The organism is Sphingobacterium detergens (assembly GCF_003610355.1).
In the GTDB taxonomy this organism is placed as follows: domain Bacteria; phylum Bacteroidota; class Bacteroidia; order Sphingobacteriales; family Sphingobacteriaceae; genus Sphingobacterium; species Sphingobacterium detergens.
The window spans coordinates 1,611,195-1,630,155 of sequence record NZ_RAPY01000001.1 but is presented as its reverse complement, the minus strand read 5'-3'; the positions used below and the strand labels follow the sequence as shown (position 1 = coordinate 1,630,155).

The 18,961-nt window shown below is 36.9% G+C and carries 20 protein-coding genes; 11 read left to right on the top strand and 9 right to left on the bottom strand.

Translation table 11 applies throughout. The features are described 5' to 3' along the window. Positions 1-518: 518 nt before the first annotated feature. Together DFQ12_RS07105 and DFQ12_RS07100 are read left to right on the top strand one after the other, a co-directional pair. A complete protein-coding gene (locus tag DFQ12_RS07105; protein ID WP_167457208.1) occupies positions 519-3,074 on the top strand; it encodes a BamA/TamA family outer membrane protein in 2,556 nt (851 codons plus the stop codon). 102 nt (positions 3,075-3,176) lie between these two features. Next, positions 3,177-3,962, top strand: coding sequence for a response regulator transcription factor (locus DFQ12_RS07100; RefSeq protein ID WP_120258262.1), 786 nt, complete (start codon positions 3,177-3,179; stop codon positions 3,960-3,962). A gap of 48 nt (positions 3,963-4,010) precedes the next feature. Here DFQ12_RS07100 and DFQ12_RS07095 read toward each other — a convergent pair whose 3' ends face one another. Beyond that, positions 4,011-4,673 (bottom strand): DUF1349 domain-containing protein, encoded by a 663-nt coding sequence (locus DFQ12_RS07095; protein ID WP_120258261.1) that lies wholly within the window; start codon positions 4,671-4,673, stop codon positions 4,011-4,013. A gap of 411 nt (positions 4,674-5,084) precedes the next feature. Between DFQ12_RS07095 and DFQ12_RS07090 the strand changes: the two genes are divergently transcribed. After that, entirely contained in the window at positions 5,085-5,681 is a 597-nt protein-coding gene (locus tag DFQ12_RS07090) for a class I SAM-dependent methyltransferase (RefSeq protein ID WP_120258260.1), read from the top strand. A 142-nt stretch (positions 5,682-5,823) separates the two neighbouring features. After that, positions 5,824-6,732 carry an NAD(P)/FAD-dependent oxidoreductase gene (locus DFQ12_RS07085; RefSeq protein WP_120258259.1) on the top strand — a complete coding sequence of 303 codons (909 nt, stop codon included), beginning with the start codon at positions 5,824-5,826 and terminating at the stop codon, positions 6,730-6,732. A 116-nt stretch (positions 6,733-6,848) separates the two neighbouring features. Here the strand turns inward: DFQ12_RS07085 and DFQ12_RS07080 are convergent, their stop codons facing one another. The 3 genes from DFQ12_RS07080 to DFQ12_RS07070 form a co-directional block, all read right to left on the bottom strand. Continuing rightward, positions 6,849-7,931, bottom strand: coding sequence for a DUF418 domain-containing protein (locus DFQ12_RS07080; RefSeq protein ID WP_120258258.1), 1,083 nt, complete (start codon positions 7,929-7,931; stop codon positions 6,849-6,851). Between the two features lie 72 nt (positions 7,932-8,003). Beyond that, a complete protein-coding gene (locus DFQ12_RS07075) occupies positions 8,004-8,576 on the bottom strand; it encodes a Crp/Fnr family transcriptional regulator (RefSeq protein ID WP_120258257.1) in 573 nt (190 codons plus the stop codon). Positions 8,577-8,609: 33 nt separating this feature from the next. Continuing rightward, positions 8,610-8,909: a winged helix-turn-helix transcriptional regulator gene (locus tag DFQ12_RS07070; RefSeq protein ID WP_208642458.1), complete on the bottom strand. Its 300-nt coding sequence runs from the start codon at positions 8,907-8,909 to the stop codon at positions 8,610-8,612. Between the two features lie 142 nt (positions 8,910-9,051). Between DFQ12_RS07070 and DFQ12_RS07065 the strand changes: the two genes are divergently transcribed. Then, positions 9,052-9,651, top strand: a complete 600-nt coding sequence (locus DFQ12_RS07065; protein ID WP_120258255.1) for a nitroreductase family protein — start codon at positions 9,052-9,054, stop codon at positions 9,649-9,651. 142 nt (positions 9,652-9,793) lie between these two features. On the opposite strand, the gene DFQ12_RS07060 is transcribed toward DFQ12_RS07065, so the two are convergent. Next, positions 9,794-10,738 (bottom strand): MBL fold metallo-hydrolase, encoded by a 945-nt coding sequence (locus DFQ12_RS07060; protein ID WP_120258254.1) that lies wholly within the window; start codon positions 10,736-10,738, stop codon positions 9,794-9,796. Positions 10,739-10,800: 62 nt separating this feature from the next. Next, on the bottom strand, positions 10,801-11,121 hold the full coding sequence (locus tag DFQ12_RS07055; RefSeq protein WP_147420350.1) for a hypothetical protein: 321 nt from the start codon (positions 11,119-11,121) through the stop codon (positions 10,801-10,803). Positions 11,122-11,811: 690 nt separating this feature from the next. Here DFQ12_RS07055 and DFQ12_RS07050 point away from each other — a divergent pair. The 3 genes from DFQ12_RS07050 (at position 11,812) to DFQ12_RS07040 (ending at position 15,281) form a co-directional block, all read left to right on the top strand. Next, positions 11,812-13,362, top strand: coding sequence for a hypothetical protein (locus DFQ12_RS07050; protein ID WP_147420349.1), 1,551 nt, complete (start codon positions 11,812-11,814; stop codon positions 13,360-13,362). A gap of 48 nt (positions 13,363-13,410) precedes the next feature. Then, entirely contained in the window at positions 13,411-14,049 is a 639-nt protein-coding gene (locus tag DFQ12_RS07045) for an outer membrane beta-barrel protein (protein ID WP_120258251.1), read from the top strand. 77 nt (positions 14,050-14,126) lie between these two features. Then, complete coding sequence (locus DFQ12_RS07040; RefSeq protein WP_120258250.1) at positions 14,127-15,281, top strand: S41 family peptidase; 1,155 nt, start codon at positions 14,127-14,129, stop codon at positions 15,279-15,281. Positions 15,282-15,317: 36 nt separating this feature from the next. On the opposite strand, the gene DFQ12_RS07035 is transcribed toward DFQ12_RS07040, so the two are convergent. Continuing rightward, on the bottom strand, positions 15,318-15,701 hold the full coding sequence (locus DFQ12_RS07035) for a DUF1801 domain-containing protein (RefSeq protein ID WP_120258249.1): 384 nt from the start codon (positions 15,699-15,701) through the stop codon (positions 15,318-15,320). Between the two features lie 158 nt (positions 15,702-15,859). On the opposite strand from DFQ12_RS07035, the gene DFQ12_RS07030 reads away from it, so the two are divergent. The 3 genes from DFQ12_RS07030 to DFQ12_RS07020 all read left to right on the top strand — a co-directional run bounded on the left by DFQ12_RS07030 (position 15,860) and on the right by DFQ12_RS07020 (position 17,493). Beyond that, positions 15,860-16,417 (top strand): Crp/Fnr family transcriptional regulator, encoded by a 558-nt coding sequence (locus tag DFQ12_RS07030; RefSeq protein ID WP_120258248.1) that lies wholly within the window; start codon positions 15,860-15,862, stop codon positions 16,415-16,417. A 78-nt stretch (positions 16,418-16,495) separates the two neighbouring features. Further along, positions 16,496-16,813, top strand: a complete 318-nt coding sequence (locus DFQ12_RS07025) for a DMT family transporter (RefSeq protein ID WP_120258247.1) — start codon at positions 16,496-16,498, stop codon at positions 16,811-16,813. Positions 16,814-17,022: 209 nt separating this feature from the next. Next, positions 17,023-17,493 (top strand): hypothetical protein, encoded by a 471-nt coding sequence (locus tag DFQ12_RS07020; RefSeq protein ID WP_120258246.1) that lies wholly within the window; start codon positions 17,023-17,025, stop codon positions 17,491-17,493. Between the two features lie 86 nt (positions 17,494-17,579). Here DFQ12_RS07020 and DFQ12_RS07015 read toward each other — a convergent pair whose 3' ends face one another. After that, positions 17,580-17,960: a hypothetical protein gene (locus DFQ12_RS07015; protein ID WP_167457207.1), complete on the bottom strand. Its 381-nt coding sequence runs from the start codon at positions 17,958-17,960 to the stop codon at positions 17,580-17,582. A gap of 131 nt (positions 17,961-18,091) precedes the next feature. After that, complete coding sequence (locus tag DFQ12_RS07010; protein WP_120258244.1) at positions 18,092-18,652, bottom strand: porin family protein; 561 nt, start codon at positions 18,650-18,652, stop codon at positions 18,092-18,094. Positions 18,653-18,961: the final 309 nt, after the last annotated feature.

Below are 18,961 nucleotides of genomic sequence, written 5' to 3'. Positions count from 1 at the left end.
ACCATCCGAGGGACTGTCAAATCTCGAAAATAGGATGGTTATGATGACTGTTAAAACAAAAAAAATGAGCCAAGTTGCCCTGGGAAACTTTGGAAACATACACATAAAGACGATTGTAGTTATAAATAAAAATACGATATCTTATGAATATTTAACGCATGTACTTATCAACAGGTTTCCACCTATCTTCTTCGAAGCGGTGGCAGACTGAATAAGGATTGTTTGTGCCGCAAGCTGCCCGCTGGTCAAAAGCGAATGATTGACGTTATTTACGTGAAATATCACAATGTCATGATGATCAAAATCTATCAATTTTATGAAAATATAAGGTTTAAACTAAAAAAGGAACAGAAAGTTTTTGATTCCATGCTTTAAAATATGAACTTTAGCCTGGATAGACAGTTACTACTTTGATTATTTAGGACAGGTGACTATTGATCTATTGCTTAATGCGGAAAGAGAATCTGCATATGCTATTAATTTGAATGTTGATTCTCCCGAAGACCGACTTAGATAAAATGAGAAGAATCCTTACTTTAATCGCTTGCTGTTGTGCGTTAAATTCGCAGGGTCAACAAGTTGACAGTATTACATCTGTTATTGCACCTGAATATGACCGAGTGGGCTTGGTTCATCGTTTCTGGTTGGGCGATAGCTACCGTAAATTATATAATACGCCTGTAAAAATGCGTGTTATGGATCTTCAAACTGAAAAAGGGGGACTTCATATCATTAAACTGGGCGGGGGGATGCAGACCCAATCACTTCGGATGGCTGATCCTTCTGGTAGAGAATGGGTGCTCAGGTCTATACAGAAATATCCGGAACGCAGTCTTCCGGAAAGTCTTCGAAAAACATTTGCAAAAGATATCGTTCAGGATCAAATATCGATACATCATCCATTTGGTGCTTTGACTGTTCCGCCATTTAATAAGGCCTTAGGTATTCCACATGCATCTCCAGAACTCGTTTTTGTTGGTGATGATCCAGGATTTGGCGAGTATCGCGAGGTCTTTAAAAATAGGCCTTATATGTTTGAGGCACGTACACCCTTTGAAGACCAAAAAACAGATAATAGTGCAAAAGTTATCCGAAAGGTACTGGAAGATAATGATACACAGATTGATCAAAAACTAACTTTACGGTCACGATTACTCGATTTTACGTTAGGGGATTGGGACCGTCATCAAGATAATTGGCGATGGGATCCCGAAAAAGAGAAGGGCAAGAAGATTTATACCCCTGTACCACGTGATCGGGATAAGGTTTATTATAAAACTTCGGGTCTGTTTCCGACCTTACTTTCCTATCAATGGTTAAAGGCCCACTTACAACCATTTAGCCCACATATCCGTAATGTGGCCCATTGGAATTTTAACGCGCGTCATTTTGACCATTTTTTTCTTACCCATCTCACAGAAGACGAATGGATCGATGAAATAAAATTTGTTCAGAAAACACTTACCGATTCGCTGATTCATCAGGCTATGCTTACTATGCCTGATACTATCGTAAAATTAAGTGCGAATGAACTGGAAACAAATATTCGATCCAGAAGGGACGATCTCATGGAGAGTGGGTTAACCTATTACCGTTTTCTTGCCCGTATTGTTGATTTGCCCTTATCTGCCAAATCTGAATTCATTGATATCGATTACAATCAAGACGGTTCTGTATCGGTCAATATACACAATAAGAAAAAGGATGGTACTGAGGGTCGAAAGCTTATAAAACGTACTTTTTTACCTAGTCAAACCGAGGAAATCAGAATCTATGGGATTTCAGGTTCGGATGAATATAAAATCCATGGATCTGGCCGATCTCCTATCAAACTCCGTTTAATAGGTGGAAGAGGTGAAGATCTATATCGTACTTCTGATAAATTTGACAATGGACGTAAGGTTTATATTTATGATTCTAAAAATCAAGAGGCTTCCAACATTCAGGTTGATAAAAATGTGCGACTAAAATTGAGCGCAGATACTGCTATTCACCAATTTGAGTACGATAGTTTTGTATACGATCGTAAAGGAGTCGTAGTCAATCTGGATTATGGTGTTGACCGCGGTCTGATTTTCGGACTAGGATACCTGGTAGAAAATCAAGGGTTTCGGAAGAAACCCTATGCTTATCGGCACCAATTTATGGCCAGTTATTTAACAGGACGTGAATCATTTATGTTTGATTACAAAGGTCACTTTAAAAAACTGATTGCAGATCAGGATCTTTCTATTCACCTTTCATCACTTGGCCCTAGAAATCTGAGCAATTTTTTTGGTTATGGAAACAACACCTTGTTTGAAAAATCGGATTCAAGGAGTATTTCTTACTATCGAAATAGATTTGATATTGTAAGTGGCGACATTTTTCTGGAAAAGTATCTAGATCCTAAACTGAAATTATTTTATGGTTCATCTTCTGAGTATTACAACAGTAAAGAGGCTAATAATACTGGAAAATACTTTGAGGAGTTTAATGCTAAGTTTCCTTCTGAACCTATTTATGGGAGCAATTTTTTTACAGGAATTACTGGAGGAATAGATTATGATACACGTGATAACGCTGCAAATCCAAAATCAGGTATACATATCTATACCAGAGTAGGGTGGAATGCTGAGATCGGCGGCGAGACACGGAAATATACAAAGCTACATCATGCAATGAGTTTTTATAAAACGATTGCTAATGACTACATCACATTTGCGAATAGGACAGGGATAGATGCTGTTTGGGGAGATCCATATTTTTATCAGCACGCACAAATCGGGGGTGAGATGAGTCTTCGTGGATATAATTCAAGACGCTTTACAGGGAAAACAGCTGTATATAATAATTTTGACATGCGATTGAAACTGTTCAGTTATTCATCCTATCTTGTTCCAGGAACGGTAGGAGCGATTGGTTTTTACGATATTGGCCGGGTTTGGATGACAGCGGAAAGTTCAGATACATGGCATATGGGCTATGGCGGAGGAATTTATTTTATGCCGGGAGAGCTTCTTACGATTCAAGGAGTGCTGGGTTTTAGCAAAGAGGCGACTTTGCCTTATATTCGGATCGGTCTTTCTTTTTAAGCGTAAATGTTTGCCTAACAAGAGCGTTGCGAAAAGTCCGGTCATGTTGTATATAGATTAAAAATGGTCCGGGGATGTCCATGAACTTGCGAATATTTAACTATGAGATCGGATTTAAAAAAGACACTAAATAAAAATCTTGCTGGTAAAGGACTGCGAAATACAAGTGTAGACCTATCTGTCTTGAGATACTATAAGCAATATGCCAAAACATATGCCGACATTCATAACGGCATTGTGGTATTGAGTGATCTGACAGCCAATTGGAGTTTTACCTTTATGGGCGAGATTGCTGAACGTTTACATATGAGTTCAGCCAAAAGAAAATTGGAGATCAACAGTATATGGGAGGATTTTCTTCTAGAGCGCGTACACCCTGAAGATCTGGCTGTAAAACATGCACTTGAACTGCAGTTTCTTGAACTGGTCAAGAAAACCGAACCGAAAGAGCGTTTTCGATATCAGGCAAATAGTGTACTCCGTGTAGAAGGAAAAGATGGGCAAATTATGTTGATGTCGCATCAGATTATCTATTTGGATACCCCCGGTCAAGAATTTCCGCAACTGGCATTATGCTGCTATACATTAATGCCTGATCGAGAAGATCGTCAAAGTCAGAAAAACTATATTTTTAATCAGGTCAGCGGCGAAGTTTTTCCGCTTGACAAAGAGGAGATGAAGGATGTCATGAGTGTGCGGGAGAGGGAGGTTTTACGGTGTATTAGAGCAGGTATGAGTAGTAAAGATATTGCCGAGAAGCTAACTTTGAGCGTTAATACCGTCAATCGACACCGACAGAATATTCTGCAAAAACTACGGGTGCGCAACTCGCATGAAGCAATCAGTATATACAATAAAATGTATAATCAAGATGATACTTCGCTATAGTAAGAAGTCTGTCAAAAGAGTAGCTTTTGACAGACCTGACTAAGCTGCTCAATTGGAATTATTTTCTTTTAGCCATTTGGTTCTACGCTGGTCTGGAAGATGTTTGATCCCAAAGTGTTCAAACTTAGCCTGGAAGCCATCACCATCCGGGGATGCACCCATCAAACCAACCATGACAGGATGATTATCTTGTAACCAGGCATTTCTCATCATCACATATTCCTTGTCATCAAAAGAATAAAAGAATTCTACAGCATCTAATCTTCGAATTGCTTTTATCCATATAAAAGGGATTTCTTTATCTATTGGTACGATGCTCCAGTCGCTGGTTCGATGCGTGACGACAGTACTCAGGTTGTACTTGCCATCGACAAATTCTATTCCCGCTTTTATATAATTTTCATGATCTATACGCAGCATGATACCTGCTTGATCAAAACGATTTTTATACTTGGCCGAAATTTTGACCTTCACTTCAAATTCACCCCCTCTCTCCGTGTAGAAAAAGGGTGCATCATCTACGGTAAATCCATAATGTGATATTCGCCAGTAGTCGCTCTTGGGTGTGACAAACATGGAAAGGGAGTTGTTACTGACTGTCCATTCCGTAGGTTCGTTAAACCAGGTCATTTTGTCCAATTGTTGTGCGGCGGCCTGTGTGGCGAAGAAAGGAAGCAATGAAGCCGCAAAAAGTGTCTTTATTTTTTTCATCTGTATAAATTTGTTTTTCAATTGTGATGAAGCTATCAGATTTATTCATCGAGTGTATGTTTTAAGCAGCATTCATGAGCTCGCTTTGCTCGGTTATTCATTCTAGCAAGTGAATTAAATAAATCATGATGGTTTCATTCTATTCTTTTTAGCAAGAGGTGTATTTCTTTTGTCTAAAGGCAAAGATATCGTCGGCACACTGTCTTTTTCAATACTGATAAATAACCATTATGTGAATAGCGGTCTTTAAATGTAATTTATTTGCAATTTAATTGCATTTAATAGTGTTGCTACATAGTTGCAATAATAAAATAACTTACCTTCGTCCTATCATTATTGAAATTAAAGAGTCTATCAGAAGCAGAATTCAATCAAAAATAGACTGTATACTTAATGTAAAGACCTACAGATATGGAGTTTTGGGAACGTAATTTTATAGAAAAAGGGGAGATGTGGGGAGGGCGTCCTGCTCATTCAGCGCACCTCGCGAAAGATCTCTTTATAGGAGAAAATATCAAGGAAATCCTTATACCGGGCTTTGGCTATGGGCGAAATGGTCATGTATTTCTTGATCATGGAATAGCTGTTACCGGAATTGAGTTGTCCAATACAGCAATTGAAATCGCCCGAAAATATGTTGGAAGTCACACGATCATACATCATGGTTCGGTCGTAGATATGCCATTTGATACCAAAAAATATGGTGGTATATTTTGTTACGCACTCATCCATCTTTTAGGAACTGAGGAACGGGCTAAATTTATACGCGACTGTTACGAGCAGTTATCCGACGATGGTTACATGATCTTTACGACTGTGTCAAAACAGGCAAATATCTATAGGCAAGGGACTGCCATAGGCACAGATCGTTTTGAAATGTTTGGAGGTGTTAGCATGTTCTTTTATGACTTGGAATCTATTCGTTCGGAGTTCGAAAAATATGGATTGATTGAAATCAAGGAAGTAGAAGAGAATTATCCTTTTTATTTGATCATTTGTAAAAAATAGAATAAACAAGACAATCATAGATGAAACTATTCTGATTTATTTAATTCACCTACTGGAATGAATAGGTCCGGTGGACGAAGACCTTACTTACAGGTTCATAAATCTGCTAGTATCATCAGCATTTAAAATCAAATTTATAAAGATGAAAGACGATAAAAATTTTGATGTCATCATTGTTGGAGGAAGTTATGCCGGACTTTCGGCAGCAATGGCACTGGGGCGATCACTACGTCAGGTGCTTATTATTGATAGTGGTCTACCATGTAATAGACAGACACCGCATTCGCATAATTTTATAACTCATGATGGCGAAAAGCCATCGGTTATTGCTAAAAAAGCGAAAGAGCAGGTATTAAATTATCCAACAGTAAGATTCCATAAAGGACTTGCTGTAAGTGGAAAGAAAACAAGCAATGGCTTTGAAATCAATACTGAAAATGGTGAACTATTTAGCGCAAAAAAGTTGATTTTTGCGACTGGGGTAGAAGATATCATGCCAGGCATCCAAGGTTTTTCGGCCTGTTGGGGGATTTCAGTTATTCATTGTCCATACTGCCATGGATATGAATTCAGTGGCAAGAAAACGGCAATTATGGCTAACGGTGAACGAGCTTTACATTTGGCATCTTTAGTCAACAACCTCTCTACCGATCTGACAATATTGACTTCTGGAGAAGCAAATTTCAGTGTGGAGCAGGCTGCAAAATTGAAGAAACACGGTGTAACTGTCATAGATGAACCGGTTAGTAAAATCCAGCACAAGAATGGCTGGGTGGAAAAAGTGATTTTCAAGGGTAACAAAGCAATAGCATTTGATGCCGTATATGCAGCAATCCCTTTTAGGCAGCATTCAAGTATTCCTGTTGAGTTGGGCTGTGACTTGACTGAACAAGGGCATATTGTCGTTGACAATTTTCAGAAAACAACTATTAAAGGGGTTTTTGCATGTGGCGATAATACGAGTATGATGCGGTCCGTTGCCAATGCTGTAGCAGCGGGCAATTTAGCGGGAGCAATGGTCAATAAAGAATTAGTTGAAGAAAACTTCTAATATAAACTTGCAAGATCGTAGCCACAACAAATTTAATCTTAATTTCATTCGGAAGCGATCTGGGATGAACGCTTCCGAATGAAGAACTTTTTAAGAGTCATTGCGCTTAGCCCAACTTAAGCAGAAATTTTTCTCAGTAGAAGTTCGAACGGACCATGTTTAAATCTTTTGGTCCAAAGTTTACTGAAATAGTAACTGCATATAAAATAGAGCAGCGAAATAATAAATATGAGCATCGGGGATAGTGATTTAGATGGGTTGATCTTGGCAAAGTATCCCTGATTTATTATAAACGAGAAGAAAACTAATCCGATTGTTAGATGGGAAATATAATGTGTCAATGTCATTTGTCCCGTTTTGGCCAAATCGTTTGCAAATTTGTGATGTGCAATAAATTTGCTGATATACATGAACGAAGCAATTAACATTAATCCAAAGCCGATTGTACTGATTAAAAAGGGTAGAAAAGGGGGGAGATAATCTGCATTCAGAAAAAAATCAATCTCAGGAGTCATCAGATTTTTGGGAATACCTTGCAATAGTTGGATCAATAAGTACATGACTAGTCCGATACCAAATGTTTTCCTCTGTATACTTAAATCCGTCCATTCTAGTTTTGCCAGGTACATTCCGGTAATAAAATAACTCATCCAAGGGAAAACAGCATTCCAGCCATTATAGAAAGAGTGTCGTATAAAACCAGCTAAAGTCCACATATCTTTATATTCCAGTGTGTCAAAATTCCATCCTGTTTCATAGGGAATCCAAAGAAGTAGCAGGTGGAAGACGAGGGCAAAGATAATTGCGCCGTAGATATATTGTTTTTTATCGCGGAAAAGGAAAAAGGAGGCAATGAACATATAAAACCCGTAAAAATGCAGAATATCCGCTGGCCACCAGATCGCGAGTACTAATCCCAAAACAAATAAAAATCCGGCCCGTTTAAGTACAATATATTTCTGGTTTAGCTGCTCTTCAGCGGTGCCAAATGCCTGTTTTTTTGTCATCAGGGTTAATCCCATACCTGCTAACATAACAAATATAGTGCTTGAGTTGCCGCTAAAGAGGGATAGGAATTGTCCCTGCCAACTGGTATCGTTGTGGTCTCCAAACACCATGTTAAAATTCACGATATACATCCCAAAGATTGCATACGCTCTTAGTAAGTCAAATCCTATAAATCTCGTTTTTTCTGCCATGATAATTGCTTTCAAAATGTTATGCAAATTTTGAAAGATGTGTTAACATGGCATTTGACTTAAGTCAAATAATCAGTATTTGATTTTTGCGCGGATTCTGCTTAAGGTTTCTAATGAAATGCCCAGGTAAGATGCGATATAGGTAAGGGGAACCTGTTGTACCATATTGGGTTGATCTCGCAGGAGCTGTGAATAACGCGTGGAAGCATCAAGTGTATGAAAATCAAAAAGTCTTTTTTCCAGCCACATGGTGTAATACTCGGTCATCAGGAGATCGAGCTCCATTAAAGCCGAAAATTGACCTTTTATACGCTGGAAAGAGCTATTATCAATTGATGATACCCTAACATCCGTGACCGCTTGTATAAATTCTTGGCTGGGCTGTTGGGTTACATAACTGCTAAACGCAACGGCGAGGTCATTCTCAAAGAGCAGCTCAGTCGTTAGCTCTTTGTTCTCGTTCAGATAAAATTTTCTTGCGATACCGGATTCGATCCAAAAGCTATATCGGCAGACCTCACCCTGATAGAGTAGAAAATCACCCTTTTTATAGGTTTTTATTTTTGAGACAGCCTCAAGTGCACTGAGGGTGTCCCCGTCGAGCTGTTCAATTATGCTGTTGATCTTAAGGAGATGTTCATTCATATCTTACTGATAAGCATAGCCACGATCTGGATTCTATTTAGCTTGTTGAACGGCTCCGGTTCTACTTGCCGTTTCTCTGCCCCATAGTGCAATAGATTCCAATAGGGGGATAAGTGTCCTGCCAAATTCCGTAAGTTCATAATCAACCTTTAATGGCGCTTTGTCCGTGTGTACTGTCCGAGTGACCAAGCCGTCCGCTTCCAGCTCCTTCAGCTGTAGGCTCAATGTACGTTCGGTAATCATTGGACATTCTTTTCTCAGCTCATTATAACGTTTTTTTTCAATTAAATGAATGAGAATAACTGCTTTCCATTTTCCGCCTATGTATTTCATTGTCAGGCTAGTACTGCATGGATATTGTTTGTTGTCTATCAAATACATCTGTTACTATCAACTTTGACCGTTATTGCAAATATATAACACTATATTTAAGTTTGCAACTATAAAAAATATAGTTAATTTAAAATTGTATGTTATGGCATTTATAGAAACAGCAAAACAACGTTATACAACAAAAAAGTATAATTCAACAGAAAGAATTTCAGCGGACAAGATTGCTGAGCTAAAAGAAATACTTCGCCTGAGTCCATCATCTATCAATAGCCAACCCTGGAAGTTTTTCTTTATTTCAGATGGAGAGACAAAAACAAAATTAGCAGAAGCATCCTATTGGAATGCAGAGAAAATTAATGAGGCAAGTCATTTGGTCGTCTTTAGTGCTCTTAACGATGTGCAACGATTCGAGGAGCAGATCAACAGCACGCTTCCCGAGGGATCGATAAATTATTACCATCGTTTTTTAAAATCACAGGGGGAACAACATGTGCAATCCTGGATGAAACAGCAGGTGTATCTTTCTTTGGGATTTTTTCTTGCTGCCTGTGCGTCAAATAATATTGATGCAACACCAATGGAGGGAATTGAAAATGATCGTTATGATCAAATCTTGGGGCTCGAGCAATACCATACATTATTTGCCGTCGCCATTGGCTATCGGAATGTGGAGGATTCAAATCAACCTAGCATAACAGCCAAATCACGTTTGAATATGGCAGATATTATTCAGGCAATATAGTTCTCTTAATAGCAATAGGGACGGCCAAAAAACTCGGTCATCCCTATTGTTCTTTAATTTTGTTCGTAACCCCAATCGTCTTCTTTCAGCAATTCAATTTCAGTAGAATCGCACTTTTGCGAGATCTTGTTGCCGGATATGGTTAAGGTAGACTAATCTTCTTTCCTTGCTCAGGAAAAATATAATTTACTTTTAAAGGATTGTTTTTTAAGAGCTCCTTTTTTATGATTTCTGGATTATCTCTTGTTGGTTTTCGGTGGGTGACCACGATGTTTAATCCTTTTAAATCATTTTGCCCGATCTTATCTTTTAGTTTGTTTAACTCCTCCAATAACAGATTAGGGGTAAGGTGACCGAACAGCAGGTTTTCGGCTTGGCTATTGGGAAAAGACACCTCAATTAATATCGTGTTTAATTGACCTTTTTTGATCAATGGCGCAATATTTTTCCAAAGATTGTCAAGTCGGTCAGCCTTTTCAACCCGGTCGGCACCTGTATCTCCGAGATAGAGTAGATAATGATCATGATAGCGCACCAGCACAGCACTGCTTTTATATGGATTTACATGGCTTAATTCGTATGCCGTCAGGAAGAAGGGGGTATTTTGTGCCGCAAGTTCTATTCCTTCTTGCAATTCACTGTAATGATACTTTCCAAGAATTGGTTTTTGACCCTGATCAGCAAAATTAATCCAGGTATCGTTTATAAAATAATGGTTTTGCAAAATTTGAAGTACAGGAGCAAGGGCAAAAATATTCTTTTTGCTATCCGCCGGAGAATTGATAATCAGACCGGATAGATGATCTAAATGACCATGAGAAATAAAATACCCTTTTATTTGATTATGTAGTATCGTTTCTTCTGTTCCATGGAGACTTTTTAGCTGAATGGCTTTTCGTATCCCGGTATTTATTGTACCTGCATCAAGACAGAGAAATGCGGTGTCCTTTGGAGCCCCAACCAGGTAGGCCGATAGATTATCCTCTTGCTCACCACCATATATACCTAAAGGGATTAAGTCGAAATGTTGCGCTTGGGAGGAAATACATACAAAGAGTGCAACAAAAGAAAGTAATATTTTTTTCATACCATATTAAACTAAAAACCCATCCTTAAACAAGGATGGGTCAAATTTACATTATTTTTTACTTATTGATTGAAGCGATAACGGACGCCAAGTTGAATTCTCCAACGCGATGTTTCGTCAACACTATTTGAGAAAGTACTGGTCAATGGAATCTGATTCGTCGCATCTAAATAAGGGAAAGAAAAAGTTGGTTGGCCTTCCGCATTGAGTCCTTTATAATTTAGGATACCATTCGCCTTATTGGCAAATTGTGCCACACCCCAACTTTTATTGATCATATTTCCAAAATTGAATACGTCGAATGTAAGTTGTAATTGATGTTTTTTTCCACTCGCATTTAAGAATACGTCCTGAGCAACACGGATATCAAGCGTATCGATCATTTTTTCATACACTTTTATAGAGGCTTATGTTATGTTTTATAAGATCTAGAATAAAAAGTCTTTGGTCTTAATTATCTATGGGAAATTTTTCGTTATGTTCTTAATATTTTGTAATTACTCAGGTCTGTAATCTTAATTGGTTATTATAATTTTTATTGCAGGAATAATAGGTTGCATGTTTTTTACTCAAGTTTCTATTGCTGGTCTCAATTAGGTATGTATTATTGCACCATTACATGAATTAGTTCCACCTGATATTTTTTTAAAGTCTTGCCCTTTCCACAGCCAACCGTGCCGATAATCACCTCCAACCGAACGATCGTAGCCATTAATTCGGCAATTTGAGATTCATTCCATATTCTATCTTCAGTATATGTTTCTTCCTATTTTTAATTAATGGAAAACACATGTTCTATAATTGTAAAAAATCACCTATTGTTCTCTTTTTCTGTTAAGTAAAATTGATTAATAATAGAAAGTAATAAAAATTAGAAATAAACAGTGGGTCCAACTCTCATACATTGCAGTGAGGACAAATAGAGCCTTTTTTTTAATTATATGTTTGCAGATTATTGGATTTTGAATGGTTATGATAACTTTTACTTAAATTTCATGTTTTGTTAATACTAATTTCTTTGTTTATCACATATTTGTTGCTTTTTTTGTGTTTATATTTAAAATATTTTAATTATGAGAAGTGTAAGTTTTTATTGTCAGTTAATGTTTGTTTTAGCTGTATTTAGTTGCATTAGCTGTAAAAAAGAAAAGTCGAATATACAAATTATTTCGACGGTAAATGACAAAGCTAAAGCCGGCCCAATTTCGGCCTATGATTTCGATTGGGAAGTAGCTACACATGTTCCCTATAAGCCAAGCGGCGGGACAAATCCCTTGCCATTACCATGGAATTCTGGCACTACAGCGATTGATCCAAATTTAGTAGGAGATTATAAGAAAGCTGATGGCTGGAAGCTTGTTTATAATACTTTCTCTCCAGCTACAGTACTAAATGATGCAAATTATACTTATTTTTTCTCGTTGTATAATGTATATAGGGGACTTCTAAGGTTCTATGTTTGGCAACCAGCTAGCGCGATTGCAACTTCGCATGTTGTTCATGGATTGGGCGTTTACGGATCAGGAGCGACTTCCCCTATGTTGAATTTCAATGCACAAGAGAAAATTGATCCGACACATAACCTTCCTAAGTTTCAACAAGTTTTAAATCAGCAGATTTCCTCAGCTGGTGGAACTTGGCTTGTGTTTCAGTATGAGATGGCTTATGATCCTACAATAAGTCAACAAGCAAAATCATTTCCAGGATATGGTTTACAATTTACATCCCAATGGAGTAATATAACAGATGTGAACATTAATGGAACGCAAACCGGAACAGTAAAATCTATTCCTGTAACTCCAAGCGGAGGAATTAATTTCGGATCTCTATTAATAAATGGCGTTACTACCTTTACTGGAGGTATCAATTTTGTGGAGGCTTTTGATGGGACTAATACTAGTCGTCCATATACTAATTCCATCAATAATGCTGCTTCTGGGATTGTTAAGGGATTTTTGAATGCTATTCTAGGAGGAACTAATGGGGGAACATCTTTAAATATGACACTAAATACAGATATTAAATTGAATGGTACTATGGTTAATAATGGAACTATTCAAGATTTGAAATTAAAGTTGCCGGGACAATATAATAGTCAAAGTGGTGATGGTGCTTCTCCAAAATATAACCAAATACTTGGGGTTTTTAATGTAAATAGCAAGCCAACGGTTCGAGTTAATCAGAATTTCGTAACTATAGATGCAGAGGATCCAAGAGGTGGAAGTATAGGGCAGGAAACGTATTCTGATGCAAAAGTTTGGTTTGATCCAGATGCTGTTAATATTACATGGAATCCCGCAATAATTAATTCTACAGCTACTGGTGCTACGATCAAAAACCTTAATACGGACTTATTGGTGCATAGTGATCAGGTTTATACGAATGTATTTGGGATAGGAACAGGGGGTGTTGAGGCAGTTGGAAATGAACGATATATAGTTTATCGTAATCCTTCAGAGAACAATCCAGCTAAATTTAGTTATTGGGTTTCTGTTATCAGCGGTTTGGGTAAAGATGGCTATCCACCACCTATATATGTCCGCGTATCTTTTGATGTTGTGCCCAATAATGGAGGAGCTAAGACCACTTTGGTAAAAACATTTTTGCCATCTAGGGGATTATGAGTGTCGAAAAAGTTATTTATACTATAGATTTCTCTTTATTCAAATTTCATGTGCAAACTCAAAGATATTCTATTGATTATTCTAGTTGTTTTAGTAGGAAAGCCATCAAAAGCTCAATTTTTTTTTGGATTAAGTTCTGGGTATTCTAAAAATTATATGGCTAGTAATTTTGATAGATATTTTACGAAAAAAAATGTACCGAGAGGAGGGTTTGTATGTAGTATTGATGTTGAATTGTATTTAAAAAGAAGAATTTCGATGTCATTCTCCTTGATGTATATTCAAAAACGATACTCTTCAGCTAGAATAGATAATTATAGTGAAATCATAACCAAAATGAACAATAATTATTTACAATTCCCTTTAAAATTTCAGTTTGCTATCCCTGTGATAAATAAATTTTGTGTTTTATTATCGGGAGGGACATATATGGGGTATTGGATTGATGCTTATATAAAGGGGCATGTTCCGGATATTTTTAGCCTCAAAGTTTCACAAAGTGAGGAACAGATCGAATATTATCGTTTGGTAAGTTATCAGGAAAAATATCAGTTTAATGGAATGAAAGACGATAGGATCGAATTCGGGATGGTAATTGGTACTGGTGCTGAATATTTTTTGCACAAGAATATAAAATTAAAATTAGATGTTGATTATTTTGGCTCCCTGATCGAACAGGAGAAGTGAGCCTTATTAAATCAAAAAGGACAAATTAATAGGACCTTAGTTACTTCTTTGGGTATAAGATATTTTATAAATAATAAATGAAGTTTGTTAGCTGGTTTTTATTTTCAATAGTTTTAATAGGATGTAAAACTTCTGTATATAACGACGATTTGAGCTTAATGAAACAACCCAGAAATTTTGATGAAATTTTTGATGCTTTTTGGTATGGAATGAGCTCACATTATATCTATTGGGATATTGATACAACAGATTGGGCCATGATTTATAAGAAGTATAAACCACTATTTCAAAGACTAGATGTAAACAACAAAAATGATGTATCTCAATCAGCAGATTATCTTAGAGAAATAACTCGGGGATTAATAGACTCGCATTTCCAAATTGTTTTTGAGGAGAATATGCTTGCAGGAGCAATTATATTTCCTGCCGCAGATAGAAAAGCGAAAGAGAGTGAATTTAGATTGCCATTTGATTATTCAGTATTAGATGAAAAATATTTTGACGTTGGATATTTACATAGTATAGATGAAGTAACAAAGTATAATAAGAAATCACAAGAGGTTAAATTAGCAACTATAAGGGGGAACATTATATATTTTCATTGTAATCAATTTTCTTTAGAAAGATCATATTATTCAAAGGCAGAAGGGAATGTGAAATTTGTTTTGGATAAGTTGTTTGATCGTATTTATCAGAATCATTATAAGGGTTTGATTATTGACTTGCGTAATAATTCTGGTGGAGATTTGGCTGATCTAAATTTTTTTCTAAACCACTTTGCTCAGTCTGAATTAACTATCGGTTATAGTAAATATAAAAGAGCTACTGGAATGTTAGATTATAGTCCTTGGATAAAAGCTACTATACCATCTACAAAAGGGGAAAAAGGTAATTTGATTCCAATAGTTATACTAGCGGATAGATTCACGGTTTCTACGGCCGAATTGATAATGATGTCTTTATATCTTTTGCCAAATGTAAAAATAATTGGTGAAACAAGCTGGGGTGCTACTGGACCTATCGGAGCAACAAACCTGTTTCAAGCAGGGACATTTAGGGTACCGGGGTATTTGACGGTTTATACTTCTTCGGCGGCTTTCAAATATTTTGATGGACGAATATATGAGGGGATCGGTTTCCCCCCAGATGTTTTAATCCCTTTTAACAGTAAGAAGATCGCTGATGGAATAGATACACAATTGGAATATGCTATTTCTGTTTTGGATAAATAATCTATCTTCACAAACGTGTTGTTTTCAAATCTATGGCTAATTTATTGTTTTTTTCTTCTTACTATTGATTTTTCCATCGCGATATAGGTTGATCGCTGCATTTAAAATAGTTCTGATGGTCTCCAGTGGAAGATCCTCATTTGGATTGACAGGAAATACCTTCATCCGCGAACGTGTTCCGGTTTCGAGCTCAGGATAATCCAGATATTTTCCTTCTACCATCAGCAGATAAGGATGTTTTGTTTTTTTGTCAGTCCACAGGTAACAAAATGCTTTGTTTTTATAGCAAAAACAAGGCATCCCATATTTTACCGTTTCCCTGATTTCTGTATCCTGCTGAAGAATAATATGCTTTAGTGCCAACAGGCAGCTCTTATTGGGTTCTTCCTGGCTTAAATAAAACTGGTTGAGTTCTTGCATATTTATCGATTTCTGTACTGCTTTTTTCCAAACGGATTAATTTTTATTGACAGGTTTTCCGTTTAAACAAAGATACATTACACCTGACTTTTTTATCATATCTTTCACCGTTTTTTTGAGAGTTTTGTATCTTCAGATCCATTAGTTTATCGTAAGCCATGAATCCATTAATCCAGCAGTTCAGAAGATATGGGCATCTCAATGAAGCCGCCGAAAAGGAGATCGAACAAAGAATCAAGTATTTTTCGAAGCGTAAGGGAGAACATTTTCTAAAAGAAGGCCAGCATGTATCCAGTTATTTTGTATTAAGTAAGGGTCTGATTCGTGCCTATTTCTTTAAAAATGGGCGGGAACTCAACAGCTGGTTTGGTGAAGAAAATCAAATTTTTGGATCGATATTACCTGTATATACTGAAAGACCTTCCTTTGAGAATATTCAGTTTCTTGAAGATTCGGAGGTCTATGCAATTGCTGTGGATGATCTAAATGAACTCTATCGTAAATATCCGGAGTTAAATCTTATTGGGAGAAAAATTGCGGAGGAGGTATGTATTGTCTTGGAGGAACGTATTATCTCATTGCACACTGAATCTGCTATAGAACGTTACCAGTCGCTGATCAAGTTGCAGCCAAATTTGTTAAATCGAGTCAATCTTGGTCACATTGCATCCTATTTGGGAATTACACAGGAGACTTTGAGTCGTATCAGACGCTAAGGAACGATTTTGATATAGATCAAAAAATGCAGCCAATCAAGTCACTACTTTTGTAGTGGATCATTTAAATAATTGAAAATGAATTGGATTGCATTAATTATCGCTGGTATTTTTGAAATTGGTTGGCCCCTAGGATTGAAGATGGCCCAACAACCAGATGGCAATAAATTTGGTTGGATTATATTGGCTGTTGTCTCGATGACTATCAGTGGAGCACTATTGTTTTATGCGCAAAAGGCTATCCCAATCGGTACAGCCTATGCAGTTTGGACTGGTTTAGGTGCTGTAGGTACATTGCTGGTCGGGATATTCTTCTTCGGCGATTCAGCAAACGTCTTTAGACTTTTGTCGGCGACGTTAATTGTGGCGGGTATTGTAGGTTTAAAAATATTTTAATAACAATCAGGGATTTTGATATCACTTTGCATATAAATAGGAGTGATATCAGAATCCTTTCTCTTTACTGGAAAAACTAACTCTTTATATTTCCCATATACTACTTGAATTTGAATAAATCCTATTTTTTTACCTAAAAAATCAATAATTTAGTTTAAAACCTGCTATAAAAGAGGATGTTGGGATGATTTTTGTTGCGTACATAAATTATGAGGCAAGAATTGGCAGATAAGATAGCATTGTATAGTAAACGGTACGGCTTGTTTATGCATCCCGACTATGTGAGCTTTGCCCGCGATACAACAAGGTTGTTGATTCGCAACGAATGCCTGCGAGTAGGGGATATAAAAATATATCAGGACTATGTAGCCTCCCATTATCCCGAAGATCTCCCTTGGGAAATGAAACAATATCAAGAAGCGTCCAAGGCTTTGATAAAAATGGATAAAGTAGCCGCTATAGCCTGGGTCACAACAAATCAAATTAATCTTTTCGAATCTGATATTTTTATTGATGATGAAGACGCGATTTTACGTCCGATCCAGTTTAAGAACGATGAGGTGTTGCGTTATAATTTTAATACATTGGAAGAACTGATTTATAACCATCAATTACCCGATGACTTATTCCGCAAAAACAGGGCGTACTTTTGGATAGATGCCCGCATCGATTTGCGATGATGGTGATGACGGGCAATAGAGCCGTCTATAAAGGTACTTTCCAAAAGCATTTTTAAGAAAATACTTTTGGAAAGCTGTAAAAAGTACTAATCTGCCTGTAAGACAAATACCTCATTATTATTTCCAAGAGATACGGTTGGAAATTTCTTGTCAAAGTCAATTCTCACATCTCCTTTGCCCACTGTACCGTCACCATTGGAATCCCATTCCAAAGCGACGTAATATTTTATAGGATCAGTTTCGTTAACTGCCGGTTTGATTAATTTGTAATGATTTTTTGGAAGATCCAATTTGATCTCAAACGGTAATTCATTTTGTTTAAAGCTTTTTTCAGCTATTATCGTTGCTGGTACATCAGCAATGTTTGCAGCCACAGCATAGAGGGTAATTTTACCAGAAGGATTTTTGATGGTAACGGGATTGGAATTCTGAAGTTTTACCGATACACTGTTTTTAGTTGAATCCATTTTTTCTTTATGTTGGATTGTTGAACAACTGCTGCTTATAAGCGCAACAGATAGTAATGATATGATAGATTTGATCATAGTAATTTTTATTTAAATGTTTGAAAAACTATACTAATTTATAGTATGAAATATTATAATTTGAAAGATACACCAACGTTGGCGATACCCAGATATCCGAAACCAAATTCACCGTATACACCAATTTTATTGCCATAACGAATACCGAATGGTGAAGCTTGGTAGGATAGTGCGCCAAAGTTGTCGGAGTTCTCTTTTTGACGGTTGTGGTATTGTGCATATCCAACAGCGCCCTTACCGTATAAGTTCAATTTGCCCCTGTCCAGATACAGATATTTTGCATTTACCAGTCCACCATAAGTGCTCCATTTGGAATCTCCAAGATCATCCTTGTAACGGACTGTATTTTTTCCATAAAAACCGTCGATTCCCACTGAAAATCGTTGTGTTAAATTGAGCGAGTATCCTGCGGAAATAGCACCGGTACCCTCGGTACTTTCCACTCTTCTACCTACGATTCCCATTGTAATCCAATCGCCCAATAGTGTTCCGATTTCTTGAACAGGTACAAGCCCATAGCCAACTCTGATTTCAGATTTTCTTTGTGGGATTTCCTGTCCGTAGCCTTTTAATTGCGCGAGCGCAATAAGGCAAATCATGATCATTTTTTTCATTTAATATATGTAGAAGCCACGATTTTGGTGACTCTCTAATTCTTAACGTGGTTGGAATTTAATTCGCTACATTAATGTTTAATAAATATTTTATTTCTTTTGTTTTTGTGTTTTTGAATTTTAATTCTGAAATATAGATGCGTTGCTGAATATTGCTGTAATCAGATGTCAATGAAGAAGATAAAACAGGTATCAGGTTACTGTACATAGTAAATAGGCTATTGTCTAACAGCTCACTCGTCAAATCGTATCGCTGGCATTAATCCTGATTCTACCGGGGAAATCGATTGGCCACTTTCAATTTTTGTC